The organism is Pseudomonas sp. 22189 (genome assembly GCF_052045635.1).
GTDB classification, from domain to species: Bacteria; Pseudomonadota; Gammaproteobacteria; order Pseudomonadales; family Pseudomonadaceae; genus Aquipseudomonas; species Aquipseudomonas parakoreensis.
Window position 1 is genome coordinate 14,350 of the sequence record NZ_JBQEPG010000046.1, and the last position, 13,840, is coordinate 28,189.

Genomic DNA, 13,840 nt, shown 5'->3' on the forward strand with positions numbered 1-13,840 from the left:
GACCTCATTCGCGAGCAGGCTCGCTCCCACATTGGAATGCATTTCCCCTGTGGGAGCGAGCCTGCTCGCGAAGAGGCCTCAAAATCCCTAAAGATTCCAGATCTGCCGGAGCCCTCCATGTCGCTGCCCATCTTCCTGACCATCGAGGCCGGCCTGCAAGCCGAACAAGACTTGCTCGCTTCCGTCTGCGCCGGCGACGCCGAATTTGGTCTGCTGTTCTGGCAACCCAGCGATAACGCCCTGGTCATGCCACGCCGCCTCAATCGTCTGCCCGGTTTCGATCACGCCTGCGAAGTCTCCGCTGCAGCCGGTTGGCCAGTTTTGCTGCGAGAAACCGGCGGTGAACCGGTCCCGCAGTCCTCCTCAACGATCAACATCGCACTGGTCTACGCCCCGCCCCGCAGCGAGGGCGATCTGAACCGCATCGAAACCGGCTATCGGCGTCTGTGCGATCCAATCTGTGAGTTGCTGGATGAGTTGGGCGGCACATCGTCGTTGGGCGAAATCGACGGTGCATTCTGTGACGGCCGCTTCAACGTCAATCTCGACGGCCGCAAGATGGTCGGCACTGCTCAGCGCTGGCGCCAGAGTCAGGGCGGTCAGCGTCCGGTGGGATTGGTGCACGGGGCAATGTTGATCGATAACGAGCGCGAGTCGATGGTCGCGGCGGTCAATCGTTTCAATGAAGCTTGCGGTCTGGAGCAGCGAGTGCGGGCTGAAAGCCACATTGCCCTGCATGAGAAGTTCGTCGCGCCAAATGCTTTGGCGCGTCTGGATGAGTTGTTTCGACGGATGCTGGCGCAGGTCTACAGCGCCTGATTCGGCGCGCTTAGCGGGTGCCGAAGACCACCATGGTCTTGCCTTTCACATCGACCAGGTTGCGTTCTTCAAGATCCTTGAGCACGCGACCGACCATCTCCCGCGAACAACCGACAATCCGCCCGATTTCTTGACGGGTCACCTTGATCTGCATGCCGTCCGGGTGAGTCATTGCGTCAGGCTGTTTGCACAACTCCAGCAGGCAACGGGCAACACGACCGGTAACGTCGAAGAACGCCAGATCGCCGACCTTGCGCGTGGTATTGCGCAGACGTTGTGCGATTTGTCCGCTGAGGACGTAAAGAATGTCGGGATCCTGCTGTGACAGTTCGCGGAACTTCACATAACTGATTTCGGCGATTTCACATTCAACCTTGGCCCGCACCCAGGCGCTGCGTTGCTGTTCCTGGCCTGCCTGCTCAAACAAACCCAGCTCGCCAAAGAAATCCCCGGCGTTGAGGTAGGCGATGATCATTTCGCGGCCGTCGTCATCTTCGATCAGGATCGTGACCGAACCCTTGATGATGAAGTACAGCGTGTCCGAACGATCGCCGGCGCAGATGATGTTGCTTTTGGCCGCATGGCGACGGCGTTGGCAATGCATCAACAGTTTGTCGAGGTTTTTGATTTTGGGTGTGGGGGTAATAGCAACCATGGTTGTATCCCGAAAAGACTGCACGGTGATGTTTGATTTTTATATGAGGCGCTGAAGGCGGTCGCTACACAGGCTGACAATTGGCGCCAGCGAATTGGCGCCAGCTTACCAGACACTTCGTCGAAAATTCGAGAAATTACCTACGCAGCATAGGCATCCTTCCCAGGAACGCGGGGCGCTGTCAGAGCAAAGGCCTGTGCTAAGCTGGCGACCCTTTTTTCTACAGTGGAGTCTTGGCGATGAAGGCACGCATCCAATGGGCTGGCGAAGCCATGTTCCTCGGCGAATCCGGTAGCGGTCATGTTGTGGTCATGGACGGACCACCGGACGCCGGTGGTCGTAATCTGGGTGTTCGCCCGATGGAAATGCTCCTGCTGGGCGTTGGCGGTTGCAGCAACTTCGACGTGGTCAGCATCCTGAAGAAGTCGCGTCAGGCGGTTGAAAGCTGCGAAGCGTTCCTCGAAGCCGAGCGAGCGACCGAAGATCCGAAGGTGTTCACCAAGATCCACATGCACTTCGTGGTCAAGGGCCGTGGCCTGAAAGAAGCCCAGGTCAAGCGCGCCATCGAACTGTCTGCCGAGAAGTATTGCTCGGCCTCGATCATGCTCGGCGCGGCCGGCGTGGCGATCACTCACGATTATGAAATCGTCGAGCTCGGTTGAATCGACATTCAACTATCATAAAAGCAGTGCAGACTCTGGCGATCCCTCGCTGACGTCTGCATAATGCGCCACTTTTTTCAGGGCAGTGATCGGTCAACCGACGGATCGTCCGCCTGAACAGATAACCAAAATCGCCATCGCGAAGAGGTGTTAACCGTCCTACGCAGGTGCGTTGTTCGCACTTGACGGGCATGCTTGATCACGCGGCTGCGCCGCATACATAGAGAGTTTTTAACGGTGAAAAGCAAACTCAAGCTCCACGGGTTCAATAACCTGACAAAGACCTTGAGCTTCAACATCTATGACATCTGCTACGCGGAAACCCCGCAAGACCAGCAGGCTTACGTCGAGTACATCAATCAAGAGTACAACGCCGAACGCCTGACGCAGATCCTCACGGAAGTTGTCGAAATCATTGGTGCCAACATTCTGAACATCGCGAGTCAGAACTATGAGCCTCAGGGTGCCAGCGTCACGATTCTGATCTCGGAAGAGCCGGTGACCCCGACTGACAGCCAGATCGAAGAGTCCCCGGGTCCATTGCCCGAAATCATCCTTGCCCACCTCGACAAGAGCCACATCACGGTGCATACCTATCCGGAAATCCATCCGGACGCCGGTATTGCTACGTTCCGTGTGGACATTGATGTGTCGACCTGTGGTGTCATTTCACCGCTTAAAGCGCTCAACTTCCTCATTCACCAGTTCGATTCGGACATCGTGACTGTGGATTACCGTGTGCGCGGTTTCACCCGTGACGTTGAAGGCAACAAGCACTTCATCGACCACGAGATCAACTCGATCCAGAACTACCTTTCCGAAGACACCCGCGACGCGTACCAGATGACCGACGTGAACGTGTACCAGGAAAACCTGTTCCACACCAAAATGCTGCTGAAGAACTTCGAACTGGACAACTACCTGTTCGGCGACGCCACCAGCAACCTGTCCGCTGAGCAGCGGGCTCAGGTGACCGAGCGTGTGAAACACGAAATGCTGGAAATCTTCTACGCGCGCAACATGCCGGCGTAAGATTCCCGGGCACAAAAAAAGGCGACTACCGTGCGGTAGTCGCCTTTTTTATTGCCGAAACAGAACCCTGTGGGAGCGAGCTTGCTCGCGAAGGGGCCCTGCCAGACAACACTGAAGTCAGATCCTGTAGGTACTCTTGGTCATCACCTTCGCCAACAGACTCATCCCGAACTTCACCGGCGCCGGAAAGCGGAAACCACCCGCATCCAGTGCACTCTCCGCATGATGCTCTTCATCAATGCGCATCTGCTCCAGAATCGCCCGGGATTTCTCGTCCTCGGCGGGCAATTGCTCAAGGTGTTCATTCAGATGCTTGCACACCTGATGCTCGGTAGCCGCGACGAAACCAAGGCTGACCTTGTCGCTGATCAGACCGGCCACGGCGCCAATGCCGAACGACATTCCATAGAACAGCGGATTGAGCACGCTGGTATGGCTGCCCAGCTGATGGATGCGCTGTTCGCACCACACCAGATGGTCGATTTCCTCTTCGGCGGCGTGCTCCATGGCGGCACGCACCTGCGGCAACTTGGCGGTCAGCGCCTGACCTTGGTACAGCGCTTGGGCGCACACTTCACCAGTGTGGTTGATGCGCATCAGGCCGGCGACGTGGCGAGTGTCTTCATCGCTCATCTGCACTTCCGGCTGCACAATCGCTGGCGATGGACGGTACGGCTGACCACTGAAAGGCAGCAGGGTACGCATCGCGGCATCGGCTTGCAGCAGAAGACGGTCAATCGGCGAGTAGTGACGTTGGGTAGTCATGCTGACCTCCGGGAAAAATCTCGACCGCCAGTTTAACCGAATCGGCCGGGGAAGGTTTGCGCTGGGTCATCAGTCACACGGGATGTGCTTTTTGCTTTATGCAGGAGCTGCCGAAGACTGCGATCTTTTGTTCTTGTTTTTGATTCTCGAAGATCAAAAGATCGCAGCCTTCGGCAGCTCCTGCACAGGTTTGCTGGTATCAGCCCGGCGGCCAGTTCATCTGGCGCTGACCGAGTACATGCATATGAATGTGATAGACGGTCTGTCCACCTTTTTCATTGCAGTTCATCACCACCCGGAAGCCTTCCTCGCAGCCCAGTTCCAGCGCCAGACGCTGGGCGGTGAACAGGATGTGCCCGGCCAGTGCCTTGTCGTCTTCGGTCAGGTCGTTGAGGGTGCGCACCGGTTTCTTCGGGATCACCAGAAAGTGCACCGGTGCCTGAGGGGCGATGTCGTGGAACGCCAGAACCTGGTCGTCTTCGTAAATGATCTTGGCCGGGATTTCCCGGTTAATGATCTTGGTGAACAGAGTATCCACTGCTGTTTTCTCCGTTGTGGGGGCTGGCCTGAGTGTACTCATGGGAAATGACCCCGCCCAGTGTTTTGCCGTAGGACCGTTCAGCGCGGGCAGTAAGCCTTGTTGACCATGCCGACGAGGGTGCGATTGAGCCAGCGCGAGCCGAGGCGCGGCAGGAACGCCAGCCAGCGGTTGCGTCGTCCCGGGATAATGATTGCGCGGTTTTTCTCCAGCGCACGCACGGTGTACAGCGCGACTTCCTCGGGGCTCATCAGCAGTTTGCTGTCCTTGAGTTTGTCGCCGTTGAGCTGCGCGGTGCGGAAAAAAGCGGTGCGGGTCGGGCCGGGGCAGAGCACCGAAACCTTGACCGCGCTCTGTTTCAGTTCAACCCGCAGCGCCTCGGAGAAGTGCAAAACGTAAGCCTTGCTGGCGTAGTAAGTGCTCATCCACGGACCGGGATTGAACGCTGCCACTGAGGCGACGTTGAGGATCTGCCCGCCGCCCTGCAGCGCCATGCTGTTGCCGATGGCATGGCACAGACGGGTGAGGGCGAGGATGTTGACTTCGATCAGGTCCTGCTCGGTCATCCAGTCCTGGGCGAGGAATGGGCCGCAGGTCCCGATGCCGGCGCAATTGACCAGCAGATCGATTTGCCGGTCGCCTTCTTCCAGCTCCAGCAGGAAGCCGGACAAGCGCAATGGCTCGCCCAGATCACAGGCGCGGAACAAGACTTCCACGCCAAAGCGCTGGGTCAGTTCGATCGCGATACTTTCCAGCTGATCACGCTGGCGAGCCACCAGAATCAGGCTGCGGCCACGTCGGGCCAGCGCTTCGGCCATGGCCAGGCCGATGCCGCTGGAGGCGCCAGTGATCAGAGCGTAACGGGTCATGCAATTCTCCATCGCAACAGCTCCACGCCAGCGACGCAGGTGTCACGGCGGAGAGCGTTGTTCATTCTTTCGCAGAGTCTACAGGGGCCGGGGCCGCTTCGGCTGCATCGTCCACGGAATTCGCAGGTTCAGTTTCGACCTCGACTTCATCGGTGGTGACCGAGCCGCTTTCATAGCTGCTCTCAAGGTTGGTTTCATATTCTTGCTGAATGGCCGAAATACCGCCGAGCATGCCGCCGGCAAATACCAGGGCGAAGAACACGATCCACAACGAGCACAGCACTTTGACCGCAGTACTGTTGGGCGGTGGCGGCGGCCCGTAGCGGTTGGCCCCGGTGTTGCCCGGCACGACCATGATCACCAGCGGGAAGAAGCTGCCCACGAACGGCACCAGATTCAGCAGCCAGAGCCAGCCGGACCAGCCGATGTCGTGCAGGCGCTGCACACTGAACAGAATGCTGACAATGATGAAGCCCAGGAACAGGAAGAACGCGAGTATCCCGCCGATGATCAGGCCGGTGGTTGAGTCGCCGCTGACCAGTCCGAGCCCGATAAACGCGAATATCGCCACGATCGGCAGAGTCACCAGGCTCAGCACCATGGTCCAGGCCAAAAAGCGCAGGCGACCGATCCGGCCTTCGACACTGAAGGGCTTGAGGGCGGCGAATGCTGGCAGGTTTTCGCCGACGTTGGCCCGAGGGGGCGCATAAGGTGATGCGGGTTCGTTGAAGGTCGCCGGTTGCTCATGCACGTCCGCAAGACTCAGTTCAATCGCCGTTTCGCTTTCGATCCGCGCATCGATCCCGGTCTTGCTCAGTGCTTGCAGATAGGTCTGCGCATCGCTGTGGGTCAGGTCGCGTTTGAGGGCGACGGTGCTGCCGTTGAACAGGCGCTCGATGGCGGCAACATCGCTTTTGAACAGGGCCGCCAGATTGAGCTTGGCGGTGGTGAGATCGACACCGGGCTGTAGAGCACCGTCGAAAACGATCTTGTAGCGAGGTTCGCTCATGGCCGAGGCATCCTTGTCGCGAATGAATTGAAGGTCAGCAAGTGTAAGGCCAGTCACTCGAAGACTGGCCTGAATTTTCTCAGCGTGGCCAACGCTTCGGCAACTGCGCCGCATGCTCCAGCGCCTGACGATATTCCGCGTCGAGCCGGGCGATCAACTGATCCACGCTCGGCAGGTCGTCAATCTGGCCAACGCCCTGGCCGGCCGACCACACGGTCTTCCAAGCCTTGGCTTCGTCGTTGATCGGTTTGAGCTTGTCGCCAAAATTGACTTCGCCCTTGCCCTGCAGTGCGGCCATGTCGAAACCAGCAGCTTCCAGACTTTGGCGCATGAAGCTCGCCGGTACGCCAGAGACCGCAGGCGTATGAATGATGTCCGCCGCTTTCGCTGTCAGCAGCATGTCCTTGTAGGCGTCAGGCGCATGGCTTTCGGTAGTGCCGATAAATCGTGTGCCGAAGTAGGCCAGATCCGCGCCAAGCAGTTGTGCAGCCAAAATCTCATGGCCGTGGTTCAGACATCCGGCAAGCAGCAGGGTTTTATCGAAGAACTCGCGGATCTCGGCGATCAGCGCAAATGGGCTCCAGGTGCCGGCATGGCCACCGGCACCCGCCGCAACCGCGATCAAACCGTCGACTCCGGCTTCGGCGGCTTTCTCGGCATGCCGACGCGTGGTCACGTCGTGGAACACCAGGCCGCCGTAGCTGTGCACGGCATCGACCAGTTCCTTCACTGCGCCGAGGCTGGTGATGACAATCGGCACCTTGTGCTCGACGCAGATGTTCAGATCCGCCTGCAGGCGCGGATTGCTGTTGTGCACGATCAGGTTCACTGCATACGGCGCCGGGTTGTCCAGTGTCGCCAGGCCCGCTTCAATCTGCTCCAGCCAGGCCTTGAAGCCGCTGCTTTCACGCTGGTTGAGCGCCGGGAAGCTGCCGACCACACCGTTACGGCAGCAGGCGAGCACCAGCTCCGGGTTGGAGATCAGGAACATCGGCGCCGCCACTACCGGCAAGCGCAGACGTTGTTCGAGCAGAGCGGGCAGCGACATTGGAAATCCCCCGAGGTGTGATGCTGTTATGAAGTTAGAACGGCTTGACCACGACCAGAATTACGATAGCCAGCAATATCAGAACCGGCACTTCATTGAACCAGCGATAAAAGACATGGCTGCGGGTGTTCTCGCCACGGGCGAAGCGTTTTACCTGCGCGCCGCACATGTGGTGGTAGCCGATCAGCAGAACCACCAGGGTCAGCTTGGCGTGAATCCAGCCGCCCATACTGAAGATGCCTGGATTGAGGTAGATCAGCCAGCCGCCGAAGATCAGCGTTGCGATCATCGCCGGACCCATGATGCCGCGATACAGCTTGCGCTCCATGAGGCTGAAGCGTTCTTTGCTGATCGTATCTTCACTTTGCGCGTGATAAACGAACAGCCGCGGCAAGTAGAACAGCCCGGCAAACCAGCAGACGACGCTGACGATGTGAAACGCTTTGATCCATAGATAGAGCATTTTTGGTTATTCCCAGGTTCACGGTAGCCGGGATAGTAGAGGCTTGAGCGTCCGCACGTCACCTTGATGGTTGTCGCAGGGGCGCGCGGCCCCTATTATCGACGGCTTTCCAGTGGGTTCGTTGAGGGCAGGTTTATGGTCAAGGTCGGTATCGTCGGCGGCACGGGTTACACCGGTGTCGAACTGCTGCGTCTGTTGGCACAGCATCCGCAGGCAGAAGTGGTGGTGATCACTTCCCGATCCGAGGCCGGTCTGGCCGTGGCTGACATGTACCCGAACCTGCGCGGTCACTACGACGGTCTGGCGTTCAGCGTGCCGGACATCAAAACCCTGGGCGCGTGTGATGTGGTGTTCTTCGCCACCCCGCACGGCGTTGCTCATGCGTTGGCCGGTGAACTGCTGGCGGCGGGCACCAAGGTCATCGACCTGTCCGCGGACTTCCGTTTGCAGGACGCTGAAGAATGGGCCAAATGGTACGGCCAGCCACACGGCGCGCCCGAGTTGCTGGACGAGGCGGTCTACGGCCTGCCGGAAGTCAATCGCGAGCAGATCAAAAAAGCGCGTCTGATCGCTGTGCCGGGTTGCTACCCAACCGCTACGCAGTTGGGTTTCCTGCCGCTGCTTGAAGCGGGTCTGGCTGACACTTCGCGGCTGATCGCCGACTGCAAATCAGGTGTCAGCGGTGCCGGTCGCGGCGCATCTGTAGGCTCGCTGTACTCTGAGACGTCGGAAAGCATGAAGGCTTATGCGGTCAAAGGTCACCGTCATCTGCCGGAAATTCGCCAGGGTCTGCGTCGCGCTGCGGGCAAGGATGTCGGTCTGACCTTCGTTCCGCACCTGACGCCGATGATCCGTGGCATTCACTCCACGCTCTACGCGACCGTGGTTGATCGTTCGGTGGATCTGCAGGCTCTGTTCGAAAAGCGTTATGCCAACGAGCCGTTCGTCGACGTGATGCCGGCCGGCAGCCATCCGGAAACCCGCAGCGTGCGTGGCGCCAACGTCTGCCGCATTGCAGTGCATCGTCCGCAGGATGGTGATCTGGTGGTGGTGCTGTCGGTGATCGACAACCTGGTCAAAGGCGCGTCGGGTCAGGCGGTGCAGAACATGAATATCCTGTTCGGCCTGGATGAGCGCTTCGGCCTGTCCCACGCCGGCATGCTGCCGTAACACGTTCGGCAACACAGCAAAAAGGCCCGTCTAACGGGCCTTTTTGCATTCTGGGCAGTTGGTCGGGTTTATTGATATACCGTAACAATAGTTGACCGATTTTCTAGGACAAGCGGATAATGCGCGTCATCACGCATTATGGCGGCGTAACGCCGGGAGATAGTCAGCATGAGCGTCGAATCCTTCACCCCCACGGCTTTGCAATTCACCCAAGGTGCTGCGCACAAGGTGAAGAGCCTGGTCGATGAAGAGGGGAATGATCGCTTGAAGCTGCGCGTATTCGTTACGGGCGGCGGTTGTTCAGGGTTTCAGTACGGCTTCACCTTCGATGAAGATGTGGCCGAGGACGACACCATCGTCGAGCGCGAAGGCGTGAGCCTGGTGGTGGATCCGATGAGCTTCCAGTATCTGGCGGGTGCCGAAGTGGATTACCAGGAAGGTCTGGAAGGTTCGCGCTTTGTGATCAAGAACCCGAACGCCACCACTACTTGTGGTTGCGGCTCTTCGTTCTCGATCTGATCGCTCCTCGCTGCACACAACAAAACGCCGCAGAGCCTTACGGTTCTGCGGCGTTTTTTGTTGCCTGCGTTTTGCTCAGTTGGGGTAGATGGCGCCGAGTACCCGCAGACCTTTGGCGCCCGTGACGCTCGGGCGGTTGGCAGCAATGCCTTCGAGGCAGCAATGAGCAAGCCAGGCGAAGGCCATGGCCTCGACCCAGTCCGGATCGACACCGTGAGTAGCAGTGCTGGCGACGATAGCGTTCGGCAGCAGATCGGCCAGACGCTTCATCAGCGTGGCGTTATGAGCGCCGCCGCCGCAGACCAGCATTTCCCGGGTATCGGCTTGAGCGCTTTGCAGCGACTCGACGATGGTCAGTGCCGTCAGTTCCAGCAATGTTGCCTGGACGTTTTCAGCAGCAAAGGTTGGCAGTCTGGATAGGTGTTGTTGCAGCCACGGCAGGTTGAACACTTCGCGGCCAGTGCTCTTCGGGCCCTTTGTCACGAAGAACGGGTCGCTGAGCAGCGCTGTCAGCAAGGTGGGCTCGACCGTACCGCTGGCTGCCCACTGACCGTTGCGATCATAGTTCTCGCCGCGTTGCTGATGAATCCAGGCATCCATCAGCACATTTCCGGGGCCACAGTCGAAACCGGCTACAGGCCGCGTTGGCTCTATCAGGCTCAGATTGCTGAAACCGCCGACATTCAAGACGGCACGGTTACCGCTACGCTCTTCGAACAAAGCTTCATGGAAGGCTGGCACCAGCGGCGCGCCCTGGCCGCCGGCGGCCACGTCGCGGCTGCGGAAGTCGCTGACCACGGTAATACCGGTCAGCTCCGTGAGAAGCGCAGGATTGCCGATCTGTACGGTGAAGCCACGAGCGGGCTCATGGCGAATGGTCTGGCCGTGGCTGCCGATTGCACGAATGGCGTCAGGATTGAGTTGCTGCTGATCAAGTAGGGTATGGATGCCCTGCGCGGCGAGTTTTACCCAGTGCTGTTGGGCGATCGCCGAGCGGGCGATCTCGTCAGGGCCGCTGGCGCACAAGCCAAGCAGCTCGGCGCGCAGGGATTCAGGCATGGGGATGTAGTGCGTGGCGATCAGTTTGATCGCCGAGGTTTGCTCGATCAGGGCGATGTCCAGCCCGTCGAGACTGGTGCCGGACATCACGCCGATATAAAGAGCCATGGCTTAGCGCTTGCTCGAAGCCAGCATGGTGGCCTTCTCTTGATCCATGCGCGCCATCAGCGGCTGGCTCTGCGCAAGGAAACGTGCGCGTTCGGACTTGGCGATCGGATCCGCCATCGGCAGCTTCTGGCCCAATGGGTCGACGTGAACACCGTTGACCTGGAACTCATAGTGCAAGTGCGGGCCGGTAGACAGGCCGGTGGTACCAATGTAACCGATCACTTGGCCCTGCTTGACGCTGCCGCCGGTTTTCACGCCTTTGGCGAAGCCTTGCATGTGGCCATACAGCGTGCGGTAGGTGTTGCCGTGCTGGATGATCACCGTGTTGCCGTAGCCACCGCGGCGGCCGGCCAGCAGCACTTTACCGTCACCGGCCGCCTTGATCGGCGTACCGCGCGGGGCTGCGTAATCGACACCTTTGTGGGCGCGGATCTTGTTGAGGATCGGGTGTTTGCGGCCCATGGAGAATTTGGAACTGATGCGGGCGAAGTCCACCGGTGTGCGGATGAATGCCTTGCGCATGCTGTTGCCATCGGCGGTGTAATAGCTGCTGTTGCCTTGTTTGTTGGTGTAACGCACGGCGGTGTAGGTCTTGCCGCGGTTGGTGAAGCGCGCCGACAGAATCGGGCCAGTACCGACGGCTTTGCCGTTGACCACTTTCTGCTCGTAGATCACGTCGAATTCGTCGCCCTGACGGATGTCCTGAGCGAAGTCGACGTCGTAGCCAAATACGCTGGCCATGTCCATGGTCAGACTGTGGGACAGGCCTGCGCGGGCAGCGGATTGTGACAGGGAGCTATTGATCACGCCGTGCACGTAAGCCGTGCGAACGGTCGGTTTTGCGGTGACGCGGTTGAATGCATAGCCCTTGTCGTTCTTGGTCAGGGTGATGGTTTCAACGTCGCTGACCTTGCTGTGCAGGCTGGTCAGTTGGCCTTGCGGGTCCAGTTCGAACTCAAGCTTCTGGCCGTGCTTGAGCTGGCTGAATTGTTTGGCTTGCTTGTCGCTCGCCAGGACTTCATGCACGGCGGCGGCTGGCAGACCGACTTTCTCGAACAATGTAGAGAGCGTATCGCCTTTGGAGACAACGACTTCGCGGTGTCCTGGAGCTTTTGGTTTTTCGGCAACCGGAGTGGGCGCAGATGCGGCTTCAGCGGTTTGCGGAGTGTTTTCGGTGCTGTTTTCGATCTGGGCGAAAGGTGAGGCTACTGGCTCATTTGTGGCTTGAGCCGCGTCAGCAGCGTCTTGATCTTGTGTCAGTTGTTCAGCAGGACTTTCCAGTTCAAGGCTCAGGGTCGTCTTTTTGGCTTCAACATCACTGGAAGGGAATACCAGGAGCGCCAGGCTGAGAAGGGCGGCGATTCCACTCGCGGCGAGCAGGTGGGTCTTCGGGTAAAGCGGTGGCGCTTTAGACGGTTCAGTGGTCATAAGTATTTTTGACTTTGAAAAAAGATGAATTGGAAAAGATGAATGACATGATGAAGATGAAATAACTGTATAAAATATAACCAAATCATCCCCGAAGCAAGTCTACAGACACCCTGTCTGCAGATTGGTGTCCGTGCGCCGGGCAAAACTTGTAATTGGTGCACGATCTTGTATGGTTGGTTCCCTTTGAATCTGAGCCTTGCGGGTCTGTTATGAAGTCGGTTGAAGAGCAGCTAGCGCTGATTAAACGTGGTGCGGAAGAACTATTGGTCGAGTCCGAGCTGATCGAGAAGCTCAAGCGCGGCCAGCCGCTGCGTATCAAGGCTGGTTTCGATCCAACCGCCCCGGATCTGCACTTGGGTCACACCGTGCTTATTAATAAGCTGCGCCAGTTCCAGGAATTGGGGCATCAAGTGATCTTCCTTATTGGTGACTTCACCGGAATGATCGGTGATCCAAGCGGCAAGAGTGCGACTCGTCCTCCTTTGACTCGCGAGCAGGTTCTGGAAAACGCCGAAACGTACAAGACTCAAGTGTTCAAGATTCTTGATCCGGCGAAAACCGAAGTTGCATTCAACTCCACCTGGATGGATCAGATGGGGCCGGCGGACTTCATTCGTCTGACTTCGCAATACACTGTCGCGCGTATGCTGGAGCGTGATGACTTCGACAAGCGTTACACCACCAATCAGCCGATCGCTATTCATGAGTTCCTCTATCCGCTGGTTCAGGGTTATGACTCGGTTGCTCTGCGCGCGGATGTCGAGCTGGGCGGTACCGATCAGAAGTTCAACCTGCTGATGGGGCGTGAGCTGCAGCGTGGATATGGCCAGGAAGCTCAATGCATTCTGACCATGCCGTTGCTCGAGGGGCTGGATGGCGTGAAGAAGATGTCCAAGTCGTTGGGCAATTACGTCGGTATCCAGGAGGCGCCAGGTGTCATGTACGGCAAGCTGGTTTCGATTCCGGATGCGCTGATGTGGCGTTACTTTGAGCTGCTCAGCTTCCGTTCGATGGATGAGATCAATGCCTTGCGTGCAGATGTGGAGGCGGGGGCCAACCCGCGCGACATCAAGATCAAGCTGGCGGAAGAGATTGTTGCGCGTTTCCACGGTGAGGAGGCTGCGGCCAATGCTCATCGGGCTGCAGGTAACCGTATGAAGGATGGTGAGTTGCCGGATGATCTGCCGGAGATCGAGCTGGCCTCTGCTGAGGATATGCCAATTGCCGCCGTCCTTAATAAAGCAGGCCTGGTGAAGAACTCGGCGGCGGCGCGCGATCTGTTGGCTTCCGGTGGTGTGCGTGTTGACGGTGAGGTGGTTGATCGCTCCTTTATATATGTACTGGGTGCGACTCACGTCTGTCAGGCGGGCAAGAAGGCGTTTGCGCGCATCACGCTGAAATCTGAATAAAGTTTGAAATAAGGGTTGACGGCGAATTTTAGAAGTCTATAATTCGCCCCACTTCCGGCGCAGTCGAAACGGAAAACTCCTTGAGATTCAATGAGTTGCGCGGTTTTCGATAGCGGCTTGCTTCAGTTCATCGAAGTCTGGAAGGAGTTGAAAGAGCGGTGATGTTTGGCTCTTTGGACGGTTCGATCTTCTCGGTCGAAAGCGGAGAAAAAGAGGTGTTGACAGCAGCGTGTAACGCTGTAGAATTCGCCTCCCGCTAACGAGAGATCGGAAGCGCAAGTGGT

At 58.2% G+C, this 13,840-nt stretch carries 15 protein-coding genes; 6 read left to right on the forward strand and 9 right to left on the reverse strand.

Translation table 11 applies throughout. The features are described 5' to 3' along the window. Positions 1-117 precede the first annotated feature (117 nt). Positions 118-819, forward strand: a complete 702-nt coding sequence (locus tag ACTJKS_RS27100; protein ID WP_108183972.1) for a lipoate--protein ligase family protein — start codon at positions 118-120, stop codon at positions 817-819. A 10-nt stretch (positions 820-829) separates the two neighbouring features. Here ACTJKS_RS27100 and crp read toward each other — a convergent pair whose 3' ends face one another. Beyond that, positions 830-1,474: a cAMP-activated global transcriptional regulator CRP gene (gene crp, locus ACTJKS_RS27105; RefSeq protein ID WP_007966430.1), complete on the reverse strand. Its 645-nt coding sequence runs from the start codon at positions 1,472-1,474 to the stop codon at positions 830-832. A gap of 239 nt (positions 1,475-1,713) precedes the next feature. Here crp and ACTJKS_RS27110 point away from each other — a divergent pair, with 239 nt between their 5' ends. Together ACTJKS_RS27110 and speD are read left to right on the forward strand one after the other, a co-directional pair. Next, positions 1,714-2,136 carry an OsmC family protein gene (locus ACTJKS_RS27110; RefSeq protein WP_003228794.1) on the forward strand — a complete coding sequence of 141 codons (423 nt, stop codon included), beginning with the start codon at positions 1,714-1,716 and terminating at the stop codon, positions 2,134-2,136. Between the two features lie 237 nt (positions 2,137-2,373). Beyond that, complete coding sequence (speD, locus tag ACTJKS_RS27115) at positions 2,374-3,168, forward strand: adenosylmethionine decarboxylase (protein WP_047296949.1); 795 nt, start codon at positions 2,374-2,376, stop codon at positions 3,166-3,168. A gap of 117 nt (positions 3,169-3,285) precedes the next feature. On the opposite strand, the gene coq7 is transcribed toward speD, so the two are convergent. The 6 genes from coq7 to hemJ form a co-directional block, all read right to left on the reverse strand. Then, positions 3,286-3,933, reverse strand: coding sequence for a 2-polyprenyl-3-methyl-6-methoxy-1,4-benzoquinone monooxygenase (gene coq7, locus ACTJKS_RS27120; protein ID WP_007966428.1), 648 nt, complete (start codon positions 3,931-3,933; stop codon positions 3,286-3,288). Positions 3,934-4,132: 199 nt separating this feature from the next. Then, positions 4,133-4,471 carry a histidine triad nucleotide-binding protein gene (locus ACTJKS_RS27125; RefSeq protein ID WP_003228789.1) on the reverse strand — a complete coding sequence of 113 codons (339 nt, stop codon included), beginning with the start codon at positions 4,469-4,471 and terminating at the stop codon, positions 4,133-4,135. Positions 4,472-4,551: 80 nt separating this feature from the next. Further along, entirely contained in the window at positions 4,552-5,340 is a 789-nt protein-coding gene (locus ACTJKS_RS27130; protein WP_108183971.1) for an SDR family NAD(P)-dependent oxidoreductase, read from the reverse strand. Positions 5,341-5,401: 61 nt separating this feature from the next. Beyond that, complete coding sequence (locus ACTJKS_RS27135; protein WP_041070139.1) at positions 5,402-6,349, reverse strand: DUF805 domain-containing protein; 948 nt, start codon at positions 6,347-6,349, stop codon at positions 5,402-5,404. Positions 6,350-6,428: 79 nt separating this feature from the next. Further along, complete coding sequence (locus ACTJKS_RS27140; RefSeq protein WP_108183970.1) at positions 6,429-7,397, reverse strand: NAD(P)H-dependent flavin oxidoreductase; 969 nt, start codon at positions 7,395-7,397, stop codon at positions 6,429-6,431. Between the two features lie 34 nt (positions 7,398-7,431). Continuing rightward, a complete protein-coding gene (gene hemJ, locus ACTJKS_RS27145; protein ID WP_041070145.1) occupies positions 7,432-7,860 on the reverse strand; it encodes a protoporphyrinogen oxidase HemJ in 429 nt (142 codons plus the stop codon). 135 nt (positions 7,861-7,995) lie between these two features. On the opposite strand from hemJ, the gene argC reads away from it, so the two are divergent. Next, the gene (gene argC / locus ACTJKS_RS27150) at positions 7,996-9,030 is read left to right on the forward strand and encodes an N-acetyl-gamma-glutamyl-phosphate reductase (RefSeq protein WP_047296942.1); all 1,035 of its coding nucleotides are present in this window, start codon (positions 7,996-7,998) and stop codon (positions 9,028-9,030) included. 168 nt (positions 9,031-9,198) lie between these two features. Further along, entirely contained in the window at positions 9,199-9,549 is a 351-nt protein-coding gene (gene erpA, locus ACTJKS_RS27155) for an iron-sulfur cluster insertion protein ErpA (protein WP_003228776.1), read from the forward strand. A gap of 75 nt (positions 9,550-9,624) precedes the next feature. Here erpA and ACTJKS_RS27160 read toward each other — a convergent pair whose 3' ends face one another. Beyond that, entirely contained in the window at positions 9,625-10,716 is a 1,092-nt protein-coding gene (locus tag ACTJKS_RS27160) for an anhydro-N-acetylmuramic acid kinase (protein ID WP_108183969.1), read from the reverse strand. A 3-nt stretch (positions 10,717-10,719) separates the two neighbouring features. Continuing rightward, positions 10,720-12,144, reverse strand: a complete 1,425-nt coding sequence (locus ACTJKS_RS27165) for a peptidoglycan DD-metalloendopeptidase family protein (protein WP_108183968.1) — start codon at positions 12,142-12,144, stop codon at positions 10,720-10,722. Between the two features lie 212 nt (positions 12,145-12,356). Between ACTJKS_RS27165 and tyrS the strand changes: the two genes are divergently transcribed. Next, positions 12,357-13,556, forward strand: coding sequence for a tyrosine--tRNA ligase (gene tyrS / locus ACTJKS_RS27170; RefSeq protein ID WP_041070157.1), 1,200 nt, complete (start codon positions 12,357-12,359; stop codon positions 13,554-13,556). The last annotated feature ends 284 nt before the right edge of the window (positions 13,557-13,840 follow it).